We start from the raw sequence: 26,473 nt of genomic DNA, 5'->3' as shown, positions 1-26,473 counted from the left end.
AATATAATTATGTTTCCTAAAATAAACATTGCCTTAAAGTTATATTATTTTCCTCTGAAACTAAATACAAACTACTATCCAGTAGAACTTTTCATTATTTCTTTATTAAAAATTAAGGATAAACTTATCCAAAGCAAAGGCTCTGAAAAGAAATAATTGGATGCCATAAAACTAAACAGTAATATACATATAACACTCAAGCATAATGGTAAGCTATATTTTAAACGAATTATTATAATTATAATAATTTGGGCTAATAAAATTACTCCAATTATCCCATATCTATACAACAAAGCCATAGGTAATAGGTGAATATTATGCACTTCACTGGCCCCAAGTAAAGCTGAGTGTTTTACAGACGTGTCATTTGATAAACTCATATTAAGAACTGAACCAGATCCCGTGCCAGTTATCCAAAAAATTTGATTCTCATTAAGGTTATTGAGAACTAATTTTGATTCAAATAATCTATTACTGATCGAAATATCATTTCTTATACCTTGATTCTCATTGCTGAAGACATCAACCACTTTGTCAACCCTCTTACCTAATGGGGTATTTTGAAATGTGGGATTTTGATACAACGTAAATGCCAAAACAAAAATTATTGGTATGAAGTATATAGCCTTTAAAGGAATTCTTTTGGTTAAAACAAGGGAAATATAGTATATTACAAGACATATTATTAGAGTCAATAAAAAGGTTCTATTTGAAAAAACTGAAACAGCAATAATTCCAATAATATTTGTAAGCATTAACATATTGTTATTCTTTTTTAATGAAATAATAAGTAAAACAACAGACAATAGTTTTATGGAAGTTATGTTCAAACTAAGAATACTTGAAGCTATGATAAAAATATAGAATATAATACAAGTTAAGGGCGAGAACTTTTCCATCGAAAAAGGACTCAAATAACAGCTTATTTTAATTGTAATCATAATTAAAATAATTAATAGTAAATAAAGTGAATCCGAAATAACATAAATTAATGGATTGCCATTTATAATCCCAATTACCAAACCTTCAATAAACAAAAAAAGCAATAATAAAAATATGATTAACTCATATTTTGAAAAGCGTAAATGAATTTTTTTAGCATTTAAAATTAAATAAACTACTGTTATAACACCTGTTATTCCGACGTAAATTCCATTTGTGTAAGGAGTTAACGCAAAACCATTTTTATTTAAAATTATAGTTAAAATATAGGCGACTAAAATATTTATCATAATATAAATTGTCGTCAATATTTTGATCCATCTATTCAAGGGAATTTTTATCATGTTTATTTTCCTTTATATTTAAGTGATTAGCTATACCAGTTATTCAAATTTATATTTATCATATTTTCCAATTTGTTTATGTCTTCTCTATACTCTTGTATTAATTCCCTTTCGAATTTGTTTTCTACTTTAGGCTTTTTTAGATTATTATTATATATCTTTGCTCTTATATTATATCTTAGTTTCTTATTGGGTATTAGTTTTTTTAATGTACTTTTAAACAAATTTTTATTTATCATTAAATCATGAATAAAATGATTCTTAGGAACGCCAGATACATTATATCTTGTTTTCATATTTGGAATAAAGCTATCATTTACTTCCAGAAATTTTAGAACCTCCCTGTAAACAGATATTGGATTATCAATAAAATCATCATATAAAATTACTTTAATTTGATCATTATTAAAAATTTCATAATACCTTTTTAACTGTTCGTAATAATAACCTGCTGATTTATAATGCCATATTAACCCCCAATTTGCCTCAATTCTACTTTTCTCTTCACTTAAAGCCTTACCGAAATCTTTTGGATATGGCTCTCGTTTATCCCGACAGCAATGTAAATAACTTGAAAAAGCTCGATCTACTGGGTTTCTTAGTATAGCAATTAATTTTGCATTTGGAATATAGCTTTTTATATTTTCTGGAGCATACTGACTATACAAATATAAGGGAGAAGCCTCCCCTATTGCCTTCTCATCTTGAACACCCGAAAACAGTCCCCTATAATCTTGCATATTGTTAATTGAATCTTTATTCACCCCTTCATCTTGAGGTCCCTTAAAATTAATTTCTTTCCCCTCTAGTGCGAAAAAATTTGGTTCTTTTAAAGAGGGCATAAATATTTCAGGATGTTGTTTTAAATAATGATATAACGCTGTGGTGCCACCCTTTGCAGCACCTAAAATTAAAAAATTAGGTAGTGTCATTTAATTTGATCTCCCCCCAAAATTCTTAACCTGATAAGAATTTTCCTTAGTGAATTTTTTTCTTCCTTTGTGCAACCTATTACTAATAACAATGTGAAGTGAATAAAAAAGGCGACAAGATTTGAGGCTAAAAGATTGTAAATGCTTAAATCTCTTTCTGTCATTAAAAATAGTAAAATATTTATGAAGAAACTTATCATGAAAGCCAAATGAAATCTAGAGAATGGGTTTAGTTGCAACCTATAATATACAAAATAGAAACCTATTAAATTCACCAAAGAAAGCCCTAATGAATACGAAACAGAAATTCCTATTGATTCATAATTATATAAAAGTAATAAACATAAAATCACTATTAAATTAGATAATATATTTATTTTTAAGTTAATATAAGAGTAACCGGTCATGATTAGTAAATATCCAACTGAACCAAATGAAATATTAATTATCTCTCCTACAGAGAAAATGAATATAACAAGAACTAAACTATTATTTTCATAACCAAATAAGTTAAATAAAACCTCACTATTAATAATTAACCATATAGACACTAAACCACCAATTGATAAAAGTATTTTAACACTTAATATATAATAATGATTTAATTGTTCAAAATAATTTTTGTTATAAAGACGTGAAATGATAGGGCTTAACACCATATTAATAGCTATAAGTACAAATGAAATTAAGCTAGCAGTTTTAATCCCCAAACTTACAAAACCTACCACTTTTGAAGCCACTAAAATCCCAGAGATTATAATTAAAATTTGCATCTTATTTTGATTTAATATATTGTTTCCCATGTTGATAATGGCATACTTAATAAGATCTTTATTTAGTTGCGGTTTAAATTCAAAGCAAAAATTCACTCCTATTAACTTTAAATTTCTGCTAAATAAAATAACAGCTGTAACAAAAACTACAAAAAAGGTAATCGTGTAAGATAAAGCAACTAAAATTTCTGAATTACTATTTTCCCCGTAAATAAAATATAAACCAAATAAAATAAAAAAATAAAGTGTCGGTCTTATATAATCTTCCGGTATTACTGCATGGATGTGTTTGTTTATAGATTGATTGAAGGCCCTGAAAAAGATTGATAGAGAATTGAAAAATACGGATAATGACATAATAAAAAATATTTCTATATGTCCAGGATCCAATAAATAAATTATGAATAGATATACAAAAACAACACCTATAGCAACATAAATCACAAAAGAAAGTATGTTATTAACCTTGTGGCGGAATTCTTCATTATTACCTTCTTCCCATACTGGAACATATTTGACAATTAGTTTATCTAGGCCAAAAACTCCTAATACCGAAAAAATCAGTACATAAGATAGTGCTATATTATAATAACCAAAACTACTTGGATTAAGAATTCTTGCCAATAGCACTAAATTAACATACCCAAACAAACTTGTTATTACCTTACCACCAAAAACAAGAACGGTTTTTTTACTTTGATTTAATAAGTTATCGGTAATCTTGTTCATAATATCAACTATTTATACCGTTATTTTTTTTAACATTATTATCACCAAATATGCTCGTCTTATTATATTGGCTAACATGAACAAACTAAATCCAATAAAATAAATTGAAATAATATAAATGAAAAACTCCGAAAAAGAGACTGAAATTAACATGAATATTGTATAAGACAAAATACAACCTGGAAAAGTTAATAATTCCTTCATAAACATTTCTAATTTCTTTTTATAGTTTCCCTTTTTGTTTATTATAATAGCTCTTTCACTAGTAGATTCTGATAAATTAAGTATATTATTCTTTCTCAACTTATCTATCATTTCATTATTACTATAGATTTCTTTTATTAGAATCTGTGCAAGACACAATCTTGGAAAATTTGACATACCGAAACATGATACAATTCCTAAATATATATAAAGTTCATTTGAACTATAATAAAATAGTCCAATTCCAAGAAATAAATACAAAATATTTGTCGAAAATGAATGAACTAAAAAATCGAAATAACCACCATCTAATGATGGATTTTTTCCATTTTTATTGATGTAATATCTTGCTACCTCACCATCGCAATGGTCCAAAATAAAATATAGATTTATAAGAATAATTGATGATAATCCAACCCAAAGTAAGTTTAGTGAAAGAAATAACAAAGACACACAGGACAAAACAGCACAAATCAGGCTTAAAAAAGTAATTGTATTTGGCTTAAAATTTAATTTAATAAAAATTACACTTAAAAATACTGATATTTTCCTTCCAATATATTTCGAATAATAAAAAGGTTCATTATCGCCTTTACCAACAATCGAAATAAGTTCGCTGTAATAAGACATTTATATCTCCCTATTAAAAATTGTTTGTTAATCGATCAAAAAGAATTAATTTAAAAGGCTCCCCTTTTACTAAAAACAGTTAAAAAAGTAAGTATAAATATTCTCGAATCCATTCTAATAGATTGGTTATATACATAATATAATTCTAGGTTAACCCTTTCAGGGTATCCAACAGAACTTCTACCACTAACTTGCCAATATCCTGTTAATCCTGGTTTAACCGAAACAAAAAGCATTTTTTTATTTCCATATTCTAAAAGTTCTTCTTCTACAACAGGCCTAGGGCCTATTAAACTCATGTCTCCTTTTAGAAGATTAATAAATTGGGGTATTTCATCAATACTCGTTTTTCTTATATATTGACCTAACTTTGTTATTCTAGGATCTTCTTCTGGTTCAAGTTTATAATTATTTTTAATATATTTTTGATAGAGTACTTTATTTTCTTTTAGCCTTTTATCCGCATCGACAACCATTGATCTGAACTTATAGATTTTAAACATCTTACCACTTCGGCCTACTCTTTGTTGAGTGAATAAAACAGGACCTTTATTTTCACCAAAAGCGTAAAAAATTGAGATAACCAAGAAAATGGGGGAAGATAATATTAATCCAACAATAGCCCCTATAATGTCTATTGTCCTTTTCATGAAAAAGAATGTAGCTGAAGGGGAATTCACTTCTACGCTAGTATAACTTTGATTTAATTCAGCGGTGTTATTGTCGTCCATCAATATATCACCCCTTAACTAAATCTTTCTGTTTCATTTCTTCTAGAAATGCTAAAATCTCCTCACGCATATCCTCTCTTGCAGCAGCCATTTCTATCGTTGTTTTAACAAATCCCAATTTCTCACCAACATCATACCGATCACCTTCAAAGTCATACGCAAAGACATTCTCTAACTCATTGACATATTGAATGGCATCTGTGAGTTGAACCTCGCCGCCTGCACCAAGTTCTTGTTTATCAAGGTAAGTGAAAATCTCTGGAGATAGCACATAACGGCCCATAATGGCTAAGTTAGAAGGCGCGTTTTCTTTAGGCTTTTCAATAAAGTTATTAACTTTATATAAGCTCCCATCCTGGGATTCAGGATCAATAATACCGTAACGATGAGTCTGATCATCCGGCACTTCTTGAACGCCGATAACGGATGATCCAGTTTGTTCGTATTGTTCAATAAGTTGTCCAATGCATGGGTTGTCCGATTGCACGATGTCGTCACCGAGAAGGACCGCAAACGGCTCATCGCCAATAAATTTACGAGCGCACCAAACCGCGTGACCGAGGCCTTTGGGTTCCTTTTGTCTGATGTAGTGGATGTCCACTTTAGACGGTTGTTGGGCTTTTTCAAGTAGCTCGAATTTTTCTTTCTTAATCAGATTATCTTCGAGCTCGAAGTTATTATCGAAGTGATCTTCAATCGCACGTTTGCCTTTACCGGTCACAATGATGATGTCTTCAATGCCAGCTTGGACCGCTTCCTCGACAATATATTGGATCGTTGGTTTGTCTACGATCGGCAGCATTTCTTTCGGCATAGCTTTCGTTGCGGGTAAAAATCTTGTTCCTAGTCCAGCTGCAGGGATAATCGCTTTTCTAACTTTGCTCATCTTAAGTCCTCCTACTATTTGTTCTACATAACAACCTTGGCTACATTTACCATGAGCCGTGCGGTCAACAAAGCCAAAGTTATTATCGAATAATTGAATACTTTGGTTATGTAAATCATCGGGCATCTAACCCATCCTCACACCGCGCTATTGACGACAAGCGTCTAAGGGGCAAGTTCGCTTGCCACCCACAGCGTAGCCGAGTGTCTCCATTGATAAAGGTTAGGAAACATCACCTATGACTTTAGAGCTAGTGTCAAGCCGTAACTGAACAAGGTTCGGCGCTTATGCCCCAACCATGTTCACAACTTTGCTTAAAATAATCCGAGAAATTTTTTCGTCTTCACGGGCGACGGTGGTTCTTGGTTAATCATGTTGCCTTCGACGAGGCGCTGACTGTTTTCCTCAAATATATACCGGACACTGGCACCATATGCATCCTCTAGCGCTTCAAACGCGGATCGCATGTGGAACGCGCGCGTGGTTGTGTTGTGTGCGTCGGACGCAATAATATGAGTCAGCTGGTGCTCAACGAGATCGAACGAGAACTTTTTCAGTTTACGTCCGAATTGACCCGTTAAGCTGGCTGCGGTCACTTGAGATACCGCGCCGCCCGCAATCAGGTTATATAACACGTCTGGGTCTTGGATGATCCGGTTATTCCGTTCGGGATGAACAATCACTGGTGTAAGTCCGGCTATCTGCAGGTCGTAGACGAGCTGTTCAGCGTAGCGCGGGACATGACCCGTCGGGAATTCGATTAATACATATTGATCCTGGTTGTCAACGGTTAATAGATCCCCAGATTCATAGGCTTCGAGAAATTCACCGAACACGCGAATTTCTTGACCGGGGAGCACCGTTAACGGAATACCCGCTTCTTGGAGTCGCTCATTCAAGCGATCCACTTTATTGAGAACTTCCGCTTTCGGATTGTCATAATGACGATTCATATGATGCGGCGTGGCGACAATGTGTGTGATGCCTTCTTGGATGGCGGCTTGCGCCATCGCTAGAGCCACCGTATCTGTTTCCGCACCGTCATCAACATTCGGCAGTATGTGACTGTGGATGTCAATCATGTGTCGATCATCCTTTTTCAACAATAGGTGTCATGATATGACAATGTTTTCCTATTAAAAATTTTAACACAACATGAACAAACTGACTAGTTCTTTTTAACTAACAATCTATGACTGGCCGTAATAATAGTAGTAACTGTCTTTCTTCGACCGTGGCTGATCATTCAGAACTACCCCAAGTAAGTTAGCGCCGCTTTTATTTAGCAGATCCTTCGAGCGAACGGCTTCTTCACGGTCGGTTTGTTCACTTCTAACCACCAAAATTGTGCCGTCACAAAGGTTGGCCACCACTTGGGCATCCGTCACCGCCATAACTGGAGGTGTATCAAACACAATGACGTCGAATTGTTGCTTAAAGACTTGCATCAGATCTGTCATGGCTTTTGAACCAAGCAGTTCTGAAGGATTGGGCGGTACAGGACCGCTCGTCAAAGCATAGAGATTGTCAATATGTGTCTGTTCCACTTCTTCCTCGAGTGTCGATTGCCGGGTTAACACATTGGTCATACCGTTGCGGTTCCCTAACATAAAGGTGTAGTGACTGGTTGGCTTCCGCAGGTCAGCATCAACGATAAGGACCCGCTTGCCTTGTTGGGCAATCACAGCTGCAAGATTAGCGGCAGTCGTTGATTTCCCTTCAGATGGACCGGTCGAGGTCACCATGATCGTTTGCACATCGATATCAGGACTGGCAAAATCAATGTTCGTCCGGATCGTTCGGAACTGCTCAGCAATGGGTGACTTTGGATTCGCGTGCGTCACGAGACTGCGCTGCTTCATATTAAAAATCTGATGACGATTCTTCTTATTACGCTTCAAAGCCTTCACCCCTCTTCGATTGCTGACTAGCTTGTGTTAAGGTCTGCGTTTGCTTTAGATCCTGGGAGCCGATCCGCGAGACCACACCCAGCACCGGCGTGTCGAGCACTTCCTGGATATCTTCTTCCGTCTTAATCGTTGTATTCATGTATTCAAGCAAGAAGGCGAGACCGACAGACACCATGAGACCAACAACAAAGGCAATCGCCATATTCAGCATCGGCTTCGGACTAACGGGCTGCGGGTCATCCGGAACTTCTGCCGCTGAGAGAATATTGACATTATCAACGTTCAAGAGCTGTGGAATTTTTGCCTGGAACACTTCCCCGACCTTATTGACGATCGCCGCAGCTTGTTCAGGATCTTGTTGTTCGATCGCCACATTGAACACTTGTGAATCTTGTGAACTATTGACCGTTAATAGACTTTTGAGCTGGCTTGGTGTGTAGTCCAAATCAAGATCTTGAATCACTTGTTCAAGCACTTTCGGACTTTTAACAATCACACTATAAGTATTGATGAGCTTAACGTTCGTCTGGACTTGATTCATATCTAAACCTTGCTTCTGGTTAGATGATTGGTTAACTAGAATCTGTGAAGACGCTTGGTACTTCGGCGTCATAAAGAAATAGGTGGCAACTGCGCTCACGAGTACCGCAACCAATGTGATCAAAACGATCAACTTCAATCGCTTACGAAGTGTTGCGAATATCTCGCGCAGACTGATTGTTTCTTCCATAGAATCCTCCTGGATGGGCTGATAGTGGATAGATAAATAGAATTTCCTGACGATTATAACATATCACCCAGGTGCTAAGTGTAGACTTCTGTAAATTTTTATCGAAAACAGATTAAACTTAGGGTTTTGTGTCACTATACTCATTGGCCCACGACTGCATTGTGCTAAGTTCGCCACCGGTTGACCCGGGATAACGCATCTTCTTCTTCATCAGCTTGTTCGATGAGATAGATAAAATTTTCTTCCTTCTTCAACAACCGTTTCCGAACGTAGTAAGCCCGGTACCCGACCTTTTGCAAGGGTTCATAGTTGGACAATTTTAATTTCTGTTTCTTGCCAAAGCTATGTACGGCTTCATAGACATTCGCTGCGTTAATCACAGCCTCGGGCTGACGGTTGGGATTATGATATTGGACCCGGTCTTCATACTCAATATAGAAAGAAAACAGCGGCATAATGATTCCACCTTTGCTATTCGATTAGAATTGACGTTTTTTGTAAGTCGATAGGACTTTTCAACTATATCATAATTCCTGATTGAATTTAACCGATTCGACAATATTTGGACATAAAATTTATGTAACTGTCCGTCACACCTCACTGTGATCTTCTATATCTTGAGTATAACATGTCGGCTGACCGGAAAAGTGGATAGCTGATCGATGATTCAGTGTTAAATGGTTCGACGCCAAACATCAGAATTTGTCGATAACTTATTCTTTCTCTTGCTTTTTCACGAGTTCCTTACGATTGGGAGCCTCAGGTGGCTGCTCCATCCATCCATAGTTAATCATGATATTGGCGCCATCGTTCGCATATTTCGTAATCTCGGCTGTCAGGCGAGCGTAATGGACACTCAAGTCATGTCTTGGGCTTGCTGCCATGGCAACACCGTATTGTCCAATACCAGACGCAATCAAAGTCGAGACATGATACATCATCAGTTTGTCCGAAAAAGGTGAGTTCGTTGAATCTGTCACCTCGTCTGATAAATGATCCACTGTGGAAAGACTATCCTTCTTCAACAGCGAACTAAACGTTTCAAGATGTCTATTGGCGAGTTCTCGTCCTTGCTTAAAATACTTAATAACTGCTTTGTCTCTAGCCACCTGGGCAAACCCGGTAATCAAGGCTTCGCCCAATGTATTCCGTTTGGCGTTATAGACGAGATTAGCTATTTCTATAGCCAAAAGGGGCCTTTGCTCACCTATCCATCCGGCGAGGAAACTTTGTTTTTTAACAAAATCAACTTGCTCGGGATTGGGTATAGATGGTGCCTCTTGAAACACCCCTTTTTCCATGGCTAACTTTTTCCCACGATTGTGAAGCTTCTTCGTCTGTTCCAGACAATCGGAGTAATAATCGATGACATCCTGACGAGAGGCCAGAGACAGCGCCAGGCTATATGAGGATAGGCCGAATTTACCCATATTGACTAAATAATATAAATACAATTTATCTGAAAATAAGCGCGGCGCATCCAGATTAACGTCCTGCTTGGTGAATCCGACAGGTATCGGAAATTCCTCCTGCGTAAATATATGTTTGACTCTGCGAATATGCTGCCGCGAAATGCTCAGAGCATACTGCAGCAAGGAATGAATTGCTTTGTCTTCAACATTAGACAAAAAGTACTCAATGCCACACATAGCCATCGTATCATTCTGATATGAGACCCAAAGATTAGCCTTTTCCGATGCTGTTAATGGACGCTTCTGTGTCATCAATTATACCTCCGTTACCATTTTTTCTTAGATTACCCAATTGGGAAAGTATTATTGGTGCATCAGACCTAAAAATCATTGATTGCTTAACAACCGTTGACCTGTTAGACTATAATATGATATTAAACCTCACTAAGTTTATAGGAATTCACATATTTAAAGGATGACGACTCCAATGTTTTTACAAGCGTCTGATTTAACCAAAACATTTCCACAAAAGGATCAACAAACCCTTACTGTGTTCTCAAATATTGATTTATCTGTGGAACAAAATGAATTCGTTTCAATATTGGGGCCATCAGGTTGCGGGAAATCAACATTGCTTTCGATGGTCGCTGGTCTTGAGGCGCCGACATCGGGCACACTCACCCTCGAGGAGGAGCCGATCTCTGGACCCGGTGTCGAACGTGGCATGGTCTTTCAACAACCGGCCTTATTCCCGTGGCTAAGTGTCAAAGAGAATGTCATGTTCCCGCTGAAGCCCATGCATGGCAAGCGAGAAAGTGAAGAAATGGCTTTAAAACATTTAAAGATGGTGCACCTGAGCCGCTTCACCGATGCTTATCCGCATGAATTGTCAGGCGGCATGCAGCAAAGAGTGGCGATCGCTCGTGCTTTAGCTATGGATCCTAAAGTGTTATTGATGGATGAACCGTTCGGGGCGCTAGATGAACAAACGCGGCACATCCTTCATGATGAACTGATGAAAATTTGGGCGGAAACGAAAAAGACGATTCTTTTTGTCACTCATAGTATTAATGAAGCGATAAAACTGTCTGATCGTGTCGTGGTCATGGGGACGAAGCCAGGCCGGGTGATCGCCGATTATCAAGTAGACATTCCTAGGCCCAGAGAGCGGGACGACGAAAGGATGATTGCGATGGAGAAAGATATTATGGGGCTGCTAGAAACTGAGATTAATAAAGTGTTAGAGGAAGAGTTAAATTATGACAGTCGCCCTTAAACGTATTCTGTTCATTGTTGTTGTTCTTGGCATTTGGCAGCTGATATTCTCACTCGGCATCTATCCTGAAATCCAATTTCCGTCGCCGGCTACCGTCTTCACCGCCCTTTATGATGGTTTTAAGTCAGGGGATTTAGTGAAAGCCCTGGGTGCGAGTTTTAAACATTTACTCATCGGTATGAGTCTGGCTATTATCATTGGTACGCTCATCGGTGTGCTGCTTGGCAAGTCAAGACACGCCAATGAAACAGCCGGTATGTATTTGATTTCCTTGCAAAGTATTCCGAGTATTGTCTGGGTACCGTTAGCGATCATGCTCATTGGTCTGAACGAATCGGCCGTCATTTTTGTCGTTGTCCTAGGCGGAACGTTTGTCATGGCCTTGAACGTCCGGACCGCGGTTCATAATGTCCCGCGTCAATATATTCAGGCCGCGAGAACGATGGGATATAAAGGTTTGGCACTATTCTTCAAGGTGGAAGTACCGGCGAGCCTCCCTTATTTCATGAGCGGCATTCGTCTTGCATGGGCATTTAGCTGGCGGGCGTTAATGGCCGGCGAGTTGCTCAGCAACGGTCCGGGACTTGGGTATTCCCTGAGTTACGCCCGGGACTTTGCGAAAATGGAGTTAGTCATTGGTATTATCATTATTATTGGTGTGATCGGCTCCATTGTTGATCAACTGTTTTTCTATAAATTAGAGCAAAAAGTGATGAAACGCTGGGGCATGTCTAAATAATCAATGGAAAGGATTGAAAGTGATGAAGACAATGAGAACATCGCGGGGAATATCGCGGAAAATTTTATCATTAATGTTCATATTAGTATTTGGCTCGGTCCTTGCGGGCTGCGGAAGTTCAGAAGACTCTTCTAACAGTGAAGGATCATCGGGATCAACGCCTGATGAGGTTGTGATCGGCTATTTCCCAAATATTAACCACGTCGCAGGCATGGTTGCCGAGAAAAAGGAAATGTACAAACAAGCGTTACCTGATGGCACGAAGGTCAGTTTTAAATATTTCCCTGACGGTTCGGCCTTCATGACCGCCCTTGAAACAGGAGAAATTCAGGGTGGCCTCGTCGGACCAGGACCCGCCATGAACCACTATGTCAGCGGCGCCGATATAAATGTTGTCGCGGCGGGATCGACCGGCGGCACCGTGATTATGAAACGGAATGGATCCGGCATTGAGTCACCGGAAGACTTAAAGGGGAAAACATTTGTATCTCCAAGAGTCGGATGCACGCATGATGTGCAGTTCGAAACACTTATGAAACGCGAATACGGCATCACATCGGAACGAATCGACGGTGAGATGAAGCATGTTACCGGGAAGCCGGCAACCTACTCATCCCTTTTCGCCTCGAAGCAAGTCGACGTCGCAACGGTACCTGAACCATGGGCATCGGTCATTGAAGAAAAAGGCAACGGCAAAGTCCTTGTCGATACCAAAGATGTGGCTTTTGGTAAGACGCTGCCGGCCGCTGTATATGTAACATCCCAGGATCTTGCGAAAAACAATCCTGACTTCGTCCAAAAATTAGTGGATGCTCATAAAAAAGCAACCAAGTTTATTCAAGATAACCCTGACGAAGCCAAGACCATCGCGATCAACAAAATCAAAGAAATCACCGATCAAAAGCTATCTCAGTCAGTCGTTGATAACGCGTGGGATCGCATCGACTTCACTTACGATGTCAAAACCAGTGATCTACAATCATTCGCCGATGCTTCCTACGACCTGAAATTCCTTGATGAGAAGCCAGATCTCGAAGGCCTTGTTAAGAGGGATTTTATTAAGTGATCATGAGGGTTCTGACCCCCCTCTGATAAAGTATTAACGCGATAAAAGTAACGAAGGAAGGAAACGCCTTTATTTCTACTCTTAGGAATAAAGGCGTTTTTTGTTTGTACGGTGTCAGGTACCTTGTATTGTGGTCCAGTTTTCGTCATCCCGCCAAATCTAAGTAAGATCAAATGATGATATCATTATAATGGATGGGTTTCGCTCATAATCTGCGGTTTTCGCTCATAATCAGCTATTTCCGCTCATAATCGTGCTGCTTGCGCTCATAATCAGCTATTTCCGCTCATAATCGTGCTGCTTGCGCTCATAATCAGCTATTTCCGCTCATAACTGAGCCACCTTCGCTCATAATCTACGATTTTCGCTCATAACTAAACGACTTTCTCTCATCATTAAGCTGATTTCCCCAAGCAAGCTCACTTAATTTGTAGAAACCTCTCCACAACTGATTCATCCTTCATCATCGTCCCAGCGGCGTTTTTTCATGACATACCCTATCGTGAATGTCGCGGAAAAACAAATCCAAAAGATAGCGCCGAACAGAATGGCTTCCCATGCGGCACGTTCAGGCGATGCTAACAAATAAATGAATGTAAATACGACACCGATCACAAGGGCGATCAGTAAGTTTCGCTTGTATGAAGCTAGCAAGCTATGTTCCTTTTGCTTGGGTTCTTCATGATCGATGGAAATGCTGAGATTCAAAAAATTCACAAGGACGCCCGTTAAAATAAGGAGAAAGAATACCGGGCTTTCCCCGGGATTTATATCTCGAAAAATAAAATTGTATAATATAATCGCCATCAGTCCCAAGCTTTGAAACACAAAGGCAATGCGGATGTTTTTGAGATTTTTTAATATCAATCGTTCGTCTTTAATCTTTTTCACGATGCTCCTCCTCGTCGACCCAGAATAGGTCATCCAGTGTTTTGCCAACGGCGTGGCAAATCGCCAAACACAAATTCAGCGTTGGGTTGTATTTACCTTTTTCAATTAAGCTGATTGTTTGGCGTGTGATACCGATTTTTTCAGCAAGTTGTTGTTGCGTGAGATCCGCTGCGACGCGCGCGACCTTGACCTTATTATTCACGTGAGAGAACCTCCTCTCATCATTATAGTAACATATAACTGACATAATGCAATATATAATTTACATGGACCTATTACAGGGGTCAGACCACAGATGCAGATCATGCAAAATTACGATAGTCTAAGGTTAGGGATTTTACATAGTGGAAGGGTGTTAATTTTGAATCAACCGATCACAGTGGAAGACTATCGTGGCGGAACGCTGGAAAATGTGCATCCGAGTATCGTGTGCGCGGTGAATGATCAGGGGAAGAGCATCTTTAAACGCGGGGATGTGTCTCATCCAACATTTTACCGGTCGGCGATGAAACCGATTCAAGCAATCCCGGCGTTTCGCTCGGGTGTTATAGAGGATTACGGATTGTCGGAGAGAGAGGCAGCTTTGTTTACAGCTTCACATCGCGGCGAAGTCTATCATCAGGAGGCGTTGGCATCCTTGATTGAAAAGCTCGGCATTGATGAGGAGGCTTTGATTTGCGGTGAAGCTTATCCATTGAATAGGCAGCCGAGACACAATTGTTTATGGCACCAACAACCGAAGCGGAAACTCTATCATAATTGTTCGGGAAAGCATTTGGGTTTCTTGGCAGCATCTCGGGCTTTTGACTGGGGTATGGATCGTTATCAGGATCTGAATCATCCGCTCCAACAAGAGATTCTTCGCCTCGTTTCCGAACTATCGGAGACTCGTGTCGCGGACATTCAATCAGGCAAAGACGGTTGCGGCGTCCCTGTCCACGCCGTTCCGTTAAAAAATATGGCGTTATCCTATTTGAAGTTGGCTTGTCCTGATTTGATTCAAGATGAAGCGACCGCTTCAGCCGTCGGAACAATTGGCCGCGTAATGAATGGTCAACCTGAAATCATCGCTTCCCATCAGTTTATTTGTGCGGCTTTACTGCATGATGACAATATTATTGCCAAGGGTGGCGCACAGGGCGTTTATTGCTTTGCTCTGCGAAAAGAAAGGGTTAGTTTTGCGTTAAAAGTGTTGAGTGGTTCAGAAGAGGTTTGGCCTCTGCTCGTTGCCTCGTTACTTGAGGAGATCGCCTATGATAATCAGGCGACAATAGATCGGCTGCGCAGTCTCCGCTCACCTGTTATTCGTAATGACAGCGGCGAACCGGTTGGGGAGACAGTTGTGAGGGGTTAATTTCTTTCAAAACATACGTTCCCATACGATCAGTTTTGCGACGTTAATTTTCCTCATAGATAAAAAAAGTAAACCTCCCTGCGGCTAGGAAGAGGATTACTTTTTCCGAAAATGCCACCGCATACTCTGCGGGTAACTGTACCGAACGTCGATGTTTGCGCATCGACGTTCTTTTTATTTTATTACCTAGATCTATTACAATATGCCTGTCTTCTAAAATCAATTAACTATAAGGTGGCAAAATCGTTGAAGAAATGATGTTCCTTTAAGGGTCTGACCCCTTTTTAGACCCTTTTTTTATCTCAGTGAAAAAGCTTGCTTAATGCTCTTGAATGAGGCTTTGCCGTACATGAGCACGCCGCCGCGGTAGACCCGGGCGCCGATGACGAGTAAGATGGCAATCGTGAGCACGAGCAGTCCGATGCTGACCGCCACTTGCCAGAATGGGACAGCCACCAGGCCGACGCGCAGGAACATGATCATCGGTGAGAAGAATGGGATGAATGACATTACGGTGATGAACATGGATTCAGGTGCGCCCAGTCCGAAGATGGCGCTGTAAAATCCGATGAAAATCAGTATATATACCGGGGCCATCATTTGTTGCGTGTCTTCCACACGGCTGACGAGTGATCCCAGCATCGCGAGCAACGTCGAGAATATTAGGTACCCGAGAATGAAGAAAACGAGCGCATACACTATGGTTGATACCGGAATCGATGCTAATGACAGGCCTGAGAAAAATCCGGCACCTGCACCGCTGTCGTTCCCGGCTGATTTCAGGGCAAAATAACCGACAACAATCCACACGCTAAATTGCGTCAGACATAACAATGCGAGACCTAAAATCTTGCCGAACATTTGCTTCACAGGTGAGACGCTGGAAATCATAATCTCCATCACCCGCGATGATTTTTCCGTTGCGACATCAGTGGCAATAAGACTGCCATAAAAAGTGACTGACATAAGTAAGACAAATAGCAACGCATAGACGAGCGTGCGCGCTTGACTTAATTCTTTGGCTGACTTTGTCCCTTGATCCAGGGCGACTTGTTCGAAAGTCACCGGTTGAGAGATTTTGGCAAGCGCGTCCGGACTTATATTCAGTTGTTGTGTGGCGACACCAACTTTAACTTGTTGGAGCGCTTGCTGTAATTGCTTCGGAATGTTACCGCCGGACACTTTTTCTGACTTATAGGTAGCTTCCGGTAACCCTTCGCTTCCCGCATTCAGCAAAAGATAGCCAGCAAATTCATCGTCCGCAACAGCTTTTTCAGCGGCTGCTTCATCCTTATCATAACGAACGACTTTGAGATCATCAGCCGACTTCTCGATTTGGGCCGCCAACGGTTGATAGAATTGACCTGTCTCATCAATCACCGCGACCTTATCCGCCTCTTGGTTATCAAACATGTTGATAATATTTTGCAGGTTAACGAGTCCGACAATAAGGAAGGCGGTTAGGATTGTAATAATAATAAACGATTTCGCCCTAAGCTTACTAAGATAAGTATGACAAAAAACCGTCCAAAATTTACGCATACGCTTCACCCACTTTCTCTATGAAAATATCATTCAACGAAGGTTCTTCAAGCTCAAATTTACTAACGAATCCTTTTCCGGACACTTCGTTAAAAATAGCCTGCGATGCCGCTTCATCGTCAACGACCATCTCCGCGCCTTGTGATGTTTTGCGAAAGGTCACAACGCCTGGTACTTGCTCTAAATCACTCAAATCAAAATCAGCATGTACGACGACATTTTTCTTACCAAATGATCGCTTGATCTCTGTTAATGCCCCGTGTACCACAGGTTCACCCCGGTACAAAATGCAGACATGCTCGCACAATTCCTCAACATGCTCCATCCTGTGACTGGAAAAGAGTATCGACGTCCCTTGTTCTTTGAGCGACACAACCGCCGATTTCAAGACTTCTACATTGACCGGATCAAGACCGCTGAAAGGCTCATCTAAAATGAGCAGCTTCGGCCGGTGGATGACCGCTGCGATGAACTGGATTTTTTGCTGATTGCCTTTCGATAGCTCTTCCACTTTTTTATCCATGTATTCAGGCACACCAAATTGGTCGAGCCACTTCGCCAGTTCTTCCAGAATGTCTCCTTTTTTCATACCGCGCAGCCGACCGAGATACAGCATCTGGTCGCGGACTTTGAGCTTCGGGTACAACCCGCGCTCCTCAGGAAGATAGCCAATCACGTCACTGGTCGCGTAATTGATCGGCTCCCCTTGCCATGTGATCGTTCCTTCAGTCGGCTCAAGCAACCCAAGAATCATGCGAAATGTGGTCGTCTTGCCGGCACCATTAGAACCGAGCAAACCAAACATTTGTTTTTCCGGTATTTCCAGATTGATGTGATTAACGGCCGTAAAATCGCCGAAAGTCTTGACGACATCATTAATCTGTAATGTCATAACCCCACCCCTTCAATTTTTTAGTAAAACACATTTATATTTAAGCGCATAGGCTGATTCCTTGATTATAAGATAGGCAAACAGCCCATTTACAATGGCAATATATACTACGGGTGAACTTAGGCAAAAGATTCCCCAATCGAAATAATTATGTAAATTTATTTGGGGTCTGACCCCCGCTCTGCTAAAGCGTTAACGCGGTGGGGGTCAGACCCTTATTTAAGTCAATATTTAAACTTCATATAATTATCGGAAATTTATGTTACAATGAAGCACGCAATTGGTCTACTTTTAGACTTACTTCCCGCGAAGAGAGGTAAGCCTATGACAGCAACTAGACTTTTATTAACACTTGCAGGAGGAAAAGATATGTTCAAACATATAATTGATGAAGACGTTGCTTTAAGATTGTTTACCCAGGACGATACTGAGGAATTTTATAATTTATTAATTCATTCAAAGTTACACTTAAAAAGATGGATGACTTGGGTCGATTCTATCAAAAGCGAAGAAGATGCAGGCGAAAGTTTAAAAATGAGAATTGAAGGATTAGTAGAAAGCGGCGGATACCCTCAGTGGTTTGCTATTATATATAAAGGAAGAATCGCGGGTACCATAGGTTTTAATGACATTGATAAAATGAACAGCGTAGGAGAATTAGGCTATTGGCTCGGTAAGGATTTTCAGAAGAAGGAAGAATCAGACAGGCAGAATGGTTATATGATCATTACGAAGACCAAATTGTTTACGGGCTTTTAACTGCAGACTGGAGCGATAGTTAAAAATAGTAAAACCCCCCTCTAAAAGGGAATGGTTTTTTCCTAATCTTTAAAGCAATGGAATGGTTGATAGATAAATTGGAACGGTCAGTAGCGATTTTGGAACGGTTAACCGATCATTTGGAACGGTCAGATATTCTTTTGGAACGGTCTAACCCCAAACTGGAACGGTAGAGCCGGCATTGGTGGAGTCGAAGGGTTGCTTGCAGTATCTTCATCGCAAGCTACATTCATACAAAAAATGGGAACTGACATCCCAGCCCCCATCTTATAATCATTATGAGATTTTAAAAATGAGGTTTCTGCGGAGGTGAATATTGTTGGTCTTGGTCAGGATGTTACAGAACTCTCACGCGGCCTTTTACAACCCTTCTAATCCATTTCATCCATAAGTTGTAAGACTTCTTGATGTGTGGGCATTCCAGACTGAGCACCTAACTTCGTCACGGCTCTTGCACCTACGGCATTCGCATAACGTACAGCCTCCGTTAGTGAGGAACCGCTAGCTAAGCGGGCAGCTAACCCGCCATTAAAGGCATCCCCGGCGCCGGTCGTATCAATCGGGTCGACGGTATAACCTTGAACAGTACTGCCTTTTCCATGATTATAAACATCGGTTCCGGCGCTTCCCTTTGTCACGATGAGCGGATTGTCAAAGTGATCTAAAAGCGCATCATGATGCATCAAGCGGTGTTCATGTTCATTTGGCGTTAGATAGTCAATCTGATGAACCAATGCTGTTGGCAAAGCTTGATAAGGGGCTGGATTCAGGATCACTGGCACATGATGACGCCGGGCGACTCGGGCCGCCGCTGTGACGGTGTCCATCGGAGTTTCTAATTGCAAAAGCACGATATCACTGTCTGCGATGGTCGGTTCAACGTTTTCTAGGTCTTCCGGGGATAGGCGGTGATTCGCTCCAGGAACAACGACAATATTGTTCTCCCCCTCTGACACAACAATGGTCGCTGTTCCGGTCGAGGTGTCTGTGACCTGTTCCACATGGTTTGTAGACATCCCCTCTTTAGCAAGATGGCTGATGATCTCACGGCCAAAAGCGTCGTCACCTACCCTGCCGATCATCTGAACATCAGCGCCTAGCCGGGCGGCAGCAACCGCTTGATTGAAACCTTTACCACCTGGATTCATGGTAAACTGCTCGCCAAGAACCGTCTCACCCGGTTCAGGTCGACGCTCCGTTTCCGCAACAAGATCCATATTCATACTTCCAATCACAGTCACTTTAGGATTCACATTGTTCAACTCCTTTGATGAATGCACCAGCTCCTCTAAGTGTAGCCATATATCATTGCGTTGATCCTAATCATTGTGCCGACTTTTAAATGTCTCGAGACTTTTCTTTATTGGGTCTTTCAATGATCCATTGAATCAATATAGAAGCGCCCAAAGACAAACATCCGTAAAATATAATTAAATAGTAAGGAAGATAATACCCATTATCAACTTTCACTGAATACAAAGTGAACAGCGCTGTGCTTGCCAATAATGTGAATAAAGACCCAATCCAAAGCGTCTTCGTTAACAAGTAGCCCAAAAGACCCAAAATAAAAGCTGCAATTGGGAATACCAAATATATGTAGGTCATAATTGCTGAGCTCATTTGCTCAAAAAATCCAGACATATGGCCACACCCCAACGTAGATGTTGGTATTATTTTACTAATATAAAAGACTCTTGTAAAGGACTGGAATCCACAAATGCTTAAATTTTATGAAAATGTAACATTGGTAATCTGATATTAAAAGCTGTGGACAACAGGGGATGCTATTGGTAAAAAGCAAAAAAAGAGTGCTCCGTCATCTCACTTACGGAACACTCCCTATATCAATGATATACTTCGCTTCATGATTCGTCTTTGTCACCTAAAGCAAACATGATCTCTGCTTCTGCAGCGACTTCACCGTCAACAGTGGCAATCCCTTTACCTTTGCCGACCTTGCCGCGCACGCGAGTCATTTCGACTTCCAATTTGAGCTGATCGCCGGGTTTGACTTGACGCTTAAAACGGCACTTGTCAATGCCGGTAAAAAACGCCAAGCGGCCACGGTTGTCCTCTTGCTTCAACATAGCAACAGCGCCAACTTGAGCCAGGGCTTCGACGATGAGAACCCCTGGCATAACAGGATAGTCGGGAAAATGGCCGTTGAAAAAGTCTTCATTACCCGTGACGTTTTTCAAACCAACTGCCCGCTGGCCTTCTTCGACTTCTAAGACGCGATCAATGAGCAAGAATGGATAACGATGTGGAATGATATCCTTGATCTCTTCAATGGTGAGCATAGTATCCGTCCTTTAACACAGTATTACGGTGGGAGGTTAGCTCCCCCTTAATCTTTATAAATAATGTCATAAATGTGTTGCCATGTTTCTTTGTGAAACACATCGAAGGCTTGTCCGCCGCCGATGACACCAAAGCCAATCATGGTACCGACGACCAGTGCAAAGATACATAAGAGCAGTAGAACAACGACCCGGAGCCAAACAGGCATGAGACGGAGACGGTACCGTTTTTTCTGTTGTTTTTCCTGTTGGCGTTTCGCTTCCCTAGAACCCGGTTCCGTATCAGGCATCTCTTCTTTCTTGCGACGATGAAGCCATTTCTGAAACCAGCCTTTCCATTTCCGGAACCAGCCTTCACGTGTTTGATTCTCTTGTTCCTGATTAACGGCCTGATCATTTTCCATCTGCTTAGCGGCCTGTTCTTCTGGTTGTTTGGCTTTTCTTTGCTCTCTGGTCTGATCCATAACTGAACGCCTTTCTTTCTACCTGATTGAATTCACAAGCCCCATCATCTGATCGTGAACACGGATGGAGCGGGCATTAAATTGATAGGAACGCTGCATAGTGGTCAAGTCTGTCATCGCTTCGGTTAAGTCAACATTGGACTGTTCGAGGGAGCCCTGACGGACCACCGATTCCCCACTATTATACTGATTGCTGACATCGGCCAAATTAAGGCCGCGTGCTGCCAACCCATCAAACGTATAACGCCCATTGCCTTGTCCTACTAACAATTGTGGGCGGGTCACATCCGTCAACCCCAGCTGACCTAATTGTGCCGTTCCTTGAGGGTACTCGACTTCCATATTGCCCGTCCCGTCAACATTCAATGATTTGAAGTTCTGATTCACTTGAATCGGCTGATTATCCGCATCTAAGACAGCATGGCCTTCTGATGTCACGAGATTCATTTGATCCGAATCATTGTCAGGTTGTAAATAAAACGTACCATTGCGCGTATATTGAACAGACGGTGCACCGCCTTCATCAGCCACTTGGACTTTAAAAAACGTGTTCGGTTGCGTCAAAGCAAAATCCAGTGTCCGTCCAGTCTCTTGCAATCCGCCTTGCTTTGTATCCATCGGTGTCGCTGATAATTGGGCACCCGTTCCCAATCTTAGACCATCAGGTGTTAGCCGGTCTTCGTCCGTGTTGTCTTCGCTGGGCAAATTGTTTTGCTCTTGGAACAGCAAACTGTTGAAGGAGGTACCGCGGCTCTTATAACCATATGTGTTCACATTACTGATATTATCTGCCGTCACATCCAGACCTTTTTGCAGTTGGCCCATTGTCACAGCGGCATTAATCATCGCCCGGTTTGTCATGGCCTGTCCCCCTTATCCCAAACGACCGACTTTTGTTGCGGCAAGTTGCATGCTGCGGTCATAAGCTTTTAATATTTTTTGATTCGCTTCAAATAATCGATACGAATTCGAAAGGTTCGTCATTGATTCTTCTAAGGCAACATTAGATTGCTCCAAAAATCCTTGTTTGATATTAAATGAAATATTGTCATTATTGTTGGCTTGCGGTAATAATCCATCACCTTCAAGATGATACAACCCGCTGCCGTCTTTCACCAAATCATAAGGATTGGCTGCATAAGCCACTTGAACCTGGCGTCCTGTAAATTGACCCTCTTCAAACACACGTCCGCTCGCATCAACATTGAAATTCTGGGAAGCTAGTTGAATCGGTTGTCCATTGGTACCGAGCACAGGCTGACCTTTAGCTGTCGTCAACTGGCCTGTCCCATCCAGGGTCAATTGACCATTTCTCGTATAACGACGATTTCCGTCCGATCCTTCGACAGTAAAAAAGACAGCGCCCGGACGACCGGTGTCAGCATCACCGGGGATATTGTTACCCATTAACGCCAAATCCGTTGACCGGTTTGTTTCCTTTAGCGATCCGGAAGTAAAGTCAGGGACCGTCTCCTGAACATAGGCACCTGACGAAAGGCGGCCCAAATTTTCGCTGTTCCCTTTTTGGAGACGTTCAATTAAGTAATTGGGAAACGACTTGGTCGCCGTCTGATCAGCCTTATAACCTGGCGTATTTTTATTGGCAATGTTATTCGTTAAGACATCGGTTCGGCGGCTTTGGGTCATCATGCCGGAAGCCGCTGTATAAAATCCTCTAAACATCCGAGTAGCCCCTTTTAAAAAGATTCGGTTAAGGCAAGTGGGTGGATCATACCTTGATCAACGAGTGCAAAAGGATTAGCTTAATTTTTTCTTGGGTAACTTGTCCAAGTGATCAAGCATCCGTCCAGTCCCTTCAGCAACGCAGGCCAAAGGATCCTCAGCAATAACAACAGGGACTTTGAGCTCTTCGGAGAGCAACTGATCAATGCCATCAAGCAGGGCACCACCGCCGGTTAAAATAATACCGCGGTCAATAATGTCGGCGGATAATTCAGGCGGTGTCCGTTCCAACACATTTTTTGCTGCTTGGACAATGTTATCAGTTGGCTCTTGAAGGGATTCACGGATTTCTTCAGAGTTAATGGTAATGGTTTTCGGTAGACCGCTGACCATATCACGACCGCGAATGGTAATCTCCTCGTCACGAGACCCTTTATAAACCGTCGCAACAGTCGTTTTAATATCTTCTGAGGTCCGTTCACCAATCAGTAGCTTGTACTTTTTCTTAATGTAATTAAGGATTTCTGTATCAAATGAGTCCCCGGCCATTTTGATAGTGGAGGCGGTGACAATATCACCCATCGACAAGACAGCAATATCGGTTGTGCCACCGCCTATATCAATCACCATGTTACCGCTTGGCTGAAAAATATCCATACCGGCACCAATCGCCGCTACTTTCGGTTCTTCTTCTAAAAAGATATGTTTTCCGCCGCTTTTTTCCGCTGCTTCTCGTATCGCTTTTTGTTCAACCGATGTGATGTTCGTCGGAGTACAAATAAGGATGCGCGGCTTAGTCATAAATCCTTTGACTTTAATTTTGTCAATAAAGTATTTGAGCATCACTTCAGTAATTTCAAAATCGGCAATGACACCGTCTTTTAGTGGACGGATGGCAACAATGTTACCCGGCGTACGACCAACCATGCGCCGGGCAGCTTCACCGACTTCTAGCGGTTTGTTTGTCCTTTTATCAATTGCAACTACGGATGGTTCGTTTAACACGATTCCGCGGCCTTTAACATACATTAATATATTCGCTGTACCAAGGTCTATGCCAATATCCCTTGAAAACATAAGGATCCTCCCTGTAAACAAATGCATTAAAATTCAACATACGTCGACTTTTTCATCTAACTATTCTAACACATTTTTGGCTTACAGGGTGCATTTTATAAAAGAAAAATCGAATCATGTCGTATAAATTCCTGGAGCGTTTATATGGGAGATTGTGTGGTCGATCGACGGCCGGTGTCTTGGATTCATGTTGTATTAGCGATTAGTTTTTCACCGGTTCTTCAGAGTCATTATGGTACTTGGTACGAGTCGCTTCTCCTCCTCGGAGATGCCGAATGGACTTGTGATAGCTTAATACTGTTTGAACTTCATTCGATAGTTCAGGATTGATGATGGGCAGCCTTTCTGTTAAATCTTTGTGGACGGTGCTCTTAGAAACACCGAACTCTTTGGCTACGACTCGCACTGTTTTCTTCGTCTCGACGATATGCCTTCCAATCTTGATCGTTCTTTCTTTGATGTAATCGTGCACACCACTCGCCTCCCAAAAAAGATAAAACATGCGATATGAGAATTATTTGTGATGCTTCATAACGACACCACACCTCATAACCATTTGTGTGAGTTTGTAACATTTTATTAAACAGGTTTGGGTTATATGCCAAAAAGTCAAGAAGGACAAGGGGTTTTGCATAATTTTTATTTAACTCAGACGATGGACAGGCGAGGATTGAGGGGTATCTGTGACCGGATTCGGAGGATGAGATGGGTAACTTTGCTGAAAAATGAGCGGTTTTCATGAAAGATGAGCGGTTCACATGGAAAATGAGCGCTTTTCATGAAAGATGAGCGGTTCACATGGAAAATGAGCGCTTTTCACAGAAGATGAGCGGTTCACATGGAAAATGAGCGCTTTTCACAGAAGATGAGCGGTTCACTCGAAAAATTGAGCGGTTTTCACGAAAGATGAGCGGTTCACATGGAAAATGAGCGCTTTTCACAGAAGATGAGCGGTTCACTCGAAAAATTGAGCGGTTTTCACGAAAGATGAGCGGTTTTCAGGAAACAATGAGCATCTTCTCAATGTCCACAAAAAAGGACTGCCACCTCGGCAGTCCTTAATTTTGTCTCTTATGCACCTAGAAATAAAGCGCCGTAGGCAAGCGCGCCGGCAATGACGAAGGCGGGATGAACGCGGAGGCGTTCTAACAAAAGGTAGGAGGCGACAATGAGAATGCCTGTCTGTATCCAACCCGCCGAACCTATGGATTCTTGAAAAAATTGATACGCCATCAACCCTAATAACACAGCGATGGTTGGACGGATCAGCAATGTCAGTTGTTTGACTTTCGGGGAGTCCTTATATTTGTAGAGCAGCCTCATTAACGCAATCATCAAAATCAATGAAGGGCCGACAGTCGCGATGATCGCAACCAGCCCACCCAAAATGCCGCCTTCAGCGAAGCCGATATAGCCGGCCAATTTCGTTGCAATCGGACCGGGTAGTGAATTACCCAAAGCCAAGACACGGCTGAATTCACTAACATTCATCCATCCGTAAGTGTTGGCGACTTCATTTTCGACTAAAGGAATCGACGCCGGCCCGCCGCCATAACCAAGGATTCCAGGAATGAAAAACGCGAGAAAAATGTGCCACAGATTCATCCCGTCTCACCCCTTTCATCACTGGACTTTTTCGACTGACTAGGCTTAATAAGAACATATAATAGCGTTGCTCCAATGATGATGGCAGGATGAAGCCCTAACATTTTGATCAGTAACAGGGCTACAACAGCCAAGATTAAGCATTTGATCCAGCCGAGACCTTGGCCTGCTTTTTGTAAAAACTGCCATGTTAATACGGCCAACATGACCCCGACGACCGGAATGACGGCATGGGTCATCCCTTGCACCCAAGGTTGCTCTTGAAATGCGGCAAGAAAAGTTAATAACAAGATCATTAATAAAATCGTCGGGACGATGGTCGCCAAGACGCCGACGACCATCCCCCACGTCTTAGCAACCATCCAACCGATATAGCCGGCCATCTTCGTCGCAATCGGCCCTGGCAAAGTATTTGCCAAGGCGAGGACATCGCCGAATTCATCATCGGTCATCCACTCATATTTGTCGACCACTTCTTTATGAATAAGCGGGATTGAACCCGGACCACCGCCATATCCCAACAAACCAACCCGCAAAAATGCCATAAACAGATTATAGAGGCGCATGGGACTCAAACTCTC

The 26,473-nt window shown here is 41.4% G+C and carries 30 protein-coding genes; 5 read left to right on the top strand and 25 right to left on the bottom strand.

Features of this window, described 5'->3' with window-relative positions; translation table 11 throughout:
• Positions 1-74: 74 nt before the first annotated feature.
• From B9Y89_RS07805 to B9Y89_RS07755, 11 genes are all read right to left on the bottom strand, one after another.
• Positions 75-1,250, bottom strand: a complete 1,176-nt coding sequence (locus B9Y89_RS07805) for a hypothetical protein (protein WP_139822752.1) — start codon at positions 1,248-1,250, stop codon at positions 75-77.
• A 62-nt stretch (positions 1,251-1,312) separates the two neighbouring features.
• A complete protein-coding gene (locus tag B9Y89_RS07800) occupies positions 1,313-2,218 on the bottom strand; it encodes a sulfotransferase family protein (RefSeq protein ID WP_085522667.1) in 906 nt (301 codons plus the stop codon).
• Complete coding sequence (locus tag B9Y89_RS07795) at positions 2,215-3,720, bottom strand: oligosaccharide flippase family protein (protein WP_085522666.1); 1,506 nt, start codon at positions 3,718-3,720, stop codon at positions 2,215-2,217. The genes B9Y89_RS07800 and B9Y89_RS07795 overlap by 4 nt, the downstream gene beginning before the upstream one ends.
• Positions 3,721-3,732: 12 nt before the next feature.
• Positions 3,733-4,554 carry a CDP-alcohol phosphatidyltransferase family protein gene (locus B9Y89_RS07790; protein ID WP_085522665.1) on the bottom strand — a complete coding sequence of 274 codons (822 nt, stop codon included), beginning with the start codon at positions 4,552-4,554 and terminating at the stop codon, positions 3,733-3,735.
• Positions 4,555-4,604: 50 nt separating this feature from the next.
• Entirely contained in the window at positions 4,605-5,285 is a 681-nt protein-coding gene (locus tag B9Y89_RS07785) for a sugar transferase (protein WP_085522664.1), read from the bottom strand.
• Positions 5,286-5,292: 7 nt separating this feature from the next.
• Positions 5,293-6,171, bottom strand: coding sequence for a UTP--glucose-1-phosphate uridylyltransferase GalU (gene galU, locus B9Y89_RS07780; RefSeq protein ID WP_085522799.1), 879 nt, complete (start codon positions 6,169-6,171; stop codon positions 5,293-5,295).
• 314 nt (positions 6,172-6,485) lie between these two features.
• Entirely contained in the window at positions 6,486-7,253 is a 768-nt protein-coding gene (locus B9Y89_RS07775; protein WP_085522663.1) for a tyrosine-protein phosphatase, read from the bottom strand.
• A gap of 108 nt (positions 7,254-7,361) precedes the next feature.
• The gene (locus B9Y89_RS07770; protein WP_441351468.1) at positions 7,362-8,081 is read right to left on the bottom strand and encodes a CpsD/CapB family tyrosine-protein kinase; all 720 of its coding nucleotides are present in this window, start codon (positions 8,079-8,081) and stop codon (positions 7,362-7,364) included.
• On the bottom strand, positions 8,062-8,811 hold the full coding sequence (locus tag B9Y89_RS07765) for a YveK family protein (RefSeq protein WP_085522662.1): 750 nt from the start codon (positions 8,809-8,811) through the stop codon (positions 8,062-8,064). The genes B9Y89_RS07770 and B9Y89_RS07765 overlap by 20 nt, the downstream gene beginning before the upstream one ends.
• 164 nt (positions 8,812-8,975) lie before the next feature.
• Positions 8,976-9,266: a hypothetical protein gene (locus B9Y89_RS07760; RefSeq protein WP_085522661.1), complete on the bottom strand. Its 291-nt coding sequence runs from the start codon at positions 9,264-9,266 to the stop codon at positions 8,976-8,978.
• Between the two features lie 258 nt (positions 9,267-9,524).
• A complete protein-coding gene (locus B9Y89_RS07755; protein WP_085522660.1) occupies positions 9,525-10,535 on the bottom strand; it encodes a DUF3231 family protein in 1,011 nt (336 codons plus the stop codon).
• A gap of 175 nt (positions 10,536-10,710) precedes the next feature.
• On the opposite strand from B9Y89_RS07755, the gene B9Y89_RS07750 reads away from it, so the two are divergent.
• The 3 genes from B9Y89_RS07750 to B9Y89_RS07740 are packed head-to-tail and all read left to right on the top strand — an operon-like array spanning position 10,711 to position 13,304.
• Positions 10,711-11,499 carry an ABC transporter ATP-binding protein gene (locus B9Y89_RS07750; RefSeq protein ID WP_085522659.1) on the top strand — a complete coding sequence of 263 codons (789 nt, stop codon included), beginning with the start codon at positions 10,711-10,713 and terminating at the stop codon, positions 11,497-11,499.
• Positions 11,483-12,238 (top strand): ABC transporter permease, encoded by a 756-nt coding sequence (locus B9Y89_RS07745; RefSeq protein ID WP_085522658.1) that lies wholly within the window; start codon positions 11,483-11,485, stop codon positions 12,236-12,238. Before B9Y89_RS07750 ends, B9Y89_RS07745 begins: the two co-directional genes overlap by 17 nt.
• A 22-nt stretch (positions 12,239-12,260) precedes the next feature.
• Positions 12,261-13,304, top strand: a complete 1,044-nt coding sequence (locus B9Y89_RS07740) for an aliphatic sulfonate ABC transporter substrate-binding protein (protein WP_254901212.1) — start codon at positions 12,261-12,263, stop codon at positions 13,302-13,304.
• Positions 13,305-13,757: 453 nt separating this feature from the next.
• Here B9Y89_RS07740 and B9Y89_RS07735 read toward each other — a convergent pair whose 3' ends face one another.
• Positions 13,758-14,195, bottom strand: coding sequence for a hypothetical protein (locus tag B9Y89_RS07735; protein ID WP_085522657.1), 438 nt, complete (start codon positions 14,193-14,195; stop codon positions 13,758-13,760).
• Positions 14,182-14,397, bottom strand: a complete 216-nt coding sequence (locus B9Y89_RS07730) for a helix-turn-helix transcriptional regulator (RefSeq protein ID WP_441351467.1) — start codon at positions 14,395-14,397, stop codon at positions 14,182-14,184. The genes B9Y89_RS07735 and B9Y89_RS07730 overlap by 14 nt, the downstream gene beginning before the upstream one ends.
• Before the next feature lie 102 nt (positions 14,398-14,499).
• Here B9Y89_RS07730 and B9Y89_RS07725 point away from each other — a divergent pair, with 102 nt between their 5' ends.
• Positions 14,500-15,549: an asparaginase gene (locus tag B9Y89_RS07725; protein WP_085522796.1), complete on the top strand. Its 1,050-nt coding sequence runs from the start codon at positions 14,500-14,502 to the stop codon at positions 15,547-15,549.
• A 297-nt stretch (positions 15,550-15,846) separates the two neighbouring features.
• Here B9Y89_RS07725 and B9Y89_RS07720 read toward each other — a convergent pair whose 3' ends face one another.
• Both B9Y89_RS07720 and B9Y89_RS07715 read right to left on the bottom strand, forming a co-directional pair.
• Complete coding sequence (locus B9Y89_RS07720; RefSeq protein ID WP_085522655.1) at positions 15,847-17,091, bottom strand: ABC transporter permease; 1,245 nt, start codon at positions 17,089-17,091, stop codon at positions 15,847-15,849.
• Entirely contained in the window at positions 17,084-17,983 is a 900-nt protein-coding gene (locus tag B9Y89_RS07715) for an ABC transporter ATP-binding protein (RefSeq protein WP_085522654.1), read from the bottom strand. Before B9Y89_RS07715 ends, B9Y89_RS07720 begins: the two co-directional genes overlap by 8 nt.
• A gap of 324 nt (positions 17,984-18,307) precedes the next feature.
• On the opposite strand from B9Y89_RS07715, the gene B9Y89_RS07710 reads away from it, so the two are divergent.
• The gene (locus tag B9Y89_RS07710; protein ID WP_254901210.1) at positions 18,308-18,742 is read left to right on the top strand and encodes a GNAT family N-acetyltransferase; all 435 of its coding nucleotides are present in this window, start codon (positions 18,308-18,310) and stop codon (positions 18,740-18,742) included.
• 392 nt (positions 18,743-19,134) lie between these two features.
• On the opposite strand, the gene rbsK is transcribed toward B9Y89_RS07710, so the two are convergent.
• The 10 genes from rbsK to B9Y89_RS07660 all read right to left on the bottom strand — a co-directional run bounded on the left by rbsK (position 19,135) and on the right by B9Y89_RS07660 (position 26,458).
• The gene (rbsK, locus tag B9Y89_RS07705; protein WP_254901209.1) at positions 19,135-20,016 is read right to left on the bottom strand and encodes a ribokinase; all 882 of its coding nucleotides are present in this window, start codon (positions 20,014-20,016) and stop codon (positions 19,135-19,137) included.
• A gap of 85 nt (positions 20,017-20,101) precedes the next feature.
• Complete coding sequence (locus B9Y89_RS07700) at positions 20,102-20,404, bottom strand: hypothetical protein (RefSeq protein WP_085522653.1); 303 nt, start codon at positions 20,402-20,404, stop codon at positions 20,102-20,104.
• A 221-nt stretch (positions 20,405-20,625) separates the two neighbouring features.
• Positions 20,626-21,063: a 3-hydroxyacyl-ACP dehydratase FabZ gene (gene fabZ, locus B9Y89_RS07695; RefSeq protein ID WP_085522652.1), complete on the bottom strand. Its 438-nt coding sequence runs from the start codon at positions 21,061-21,063 to the stop codon at positions 20,626-20,628.
• A 47-nt stretch (positions 21,064-21,110) separates the two neighbouring features.
• Positions 21,111-21,527 (bottom strand): DNA-directed RNA polymerase subunit beta, encoded by a 417-nt coding sequence (locus B9Y89_RS19335; protein ID WP_254901208.1) that lies wholly within the window; start codon positions 21,525-21,527, stop codon positions 21,111-21,113.
• Between the two features lie 18 nt (positions 21,528-21,545).
• Complete coding sequence (locus B9Y89_RS07685) at positions 21,546-22,388, bottom strand: flagellar hook-basal body protein (RefSeq protein ID WP_085522651.1); 843 nt, start codon at positions 22,386-22,388, stop codon at positions 21,546-21,548.
• Between the two features lie 12 nt (positions 22,389-22,400).
• Entirely contained in the window at positions 22,401-23,210 is an 810-nt protein-coding gene (locus B9Y89_RS07680) for a flagellar hook-basal body protein (protein ID WP_085522650.1), read from the bottom strand.
• Between the two features lie 75 nt (positions 23,211-23,285).
• Positions 23,286-24,287 (bottom strand): rod shape-determining protein, encoded by a 1,002-nt coding sequence (locus B9Y89_RS07675; protein WP_085522649.1) that lies wholly within the window; start codon positions 24,285-24,287, stop codon positions 23,286-23,288.
• Positions 24,288-24,489: 202 nt separating this feature from the next.
• On the bottom strand, positions 24,490-24,759 hold the full coding sequence (gene spoIIID, locus B9Y89_RS07670; RefSeq protein WP_085522648.1) for a sporulation transcriptional regulator SpoIIID: 270 nt from the start codon (positions 24,757-24,759) through the stop codon (positions 24,490-24,492).
• 599 nt (positions 24,760-25,358) lie between these two features.
• Positions 25,359-25,892 (bottom strand): chromate transporter, encoded by a 534-nt coding sequence (locus tag B9Y89_RS07665; protein ID WP_085522647.1) that lies wholly within the window; start codon positions 25,890-25,892, stop codon positions 25,359-25,361.
• The gene (locus B9Y89_RS07660; RefSeq protein ID WP_085522646.1) at positions 25,889-26,458 is read right to left on the bottom strand and encodes a chromate transporter; all 570 of its coding nucleotides are present in this window, start codon (positions 26,456-26,458) and stop codon (positions 25,889-25,891) included. The genes B9Y89_RS07665 and B9Y89_RS07660 overlap by 4 nt, the downstream gene beginning before the upstream one ends.
• Between the last annotated feature and the right edge of the window lie 15 nt (positions 26,459-26,473).

Origin of the sequence: Tuberibacillus sp. Marseille-P3662 (assembly GCF_900178005.1) — a bacterium.
Taxonomy (GTDB): domain Bacteria; phylum Bacillota; class Bacilli; order Bacillales; family Sporolactobacillaceae; genus Marseille-P3662.
The sequence above is the reverse complement of the archived record's forward strand: the minus strand, read 5'-3'. Positions and strand labels throughout refer to the sequence as shown.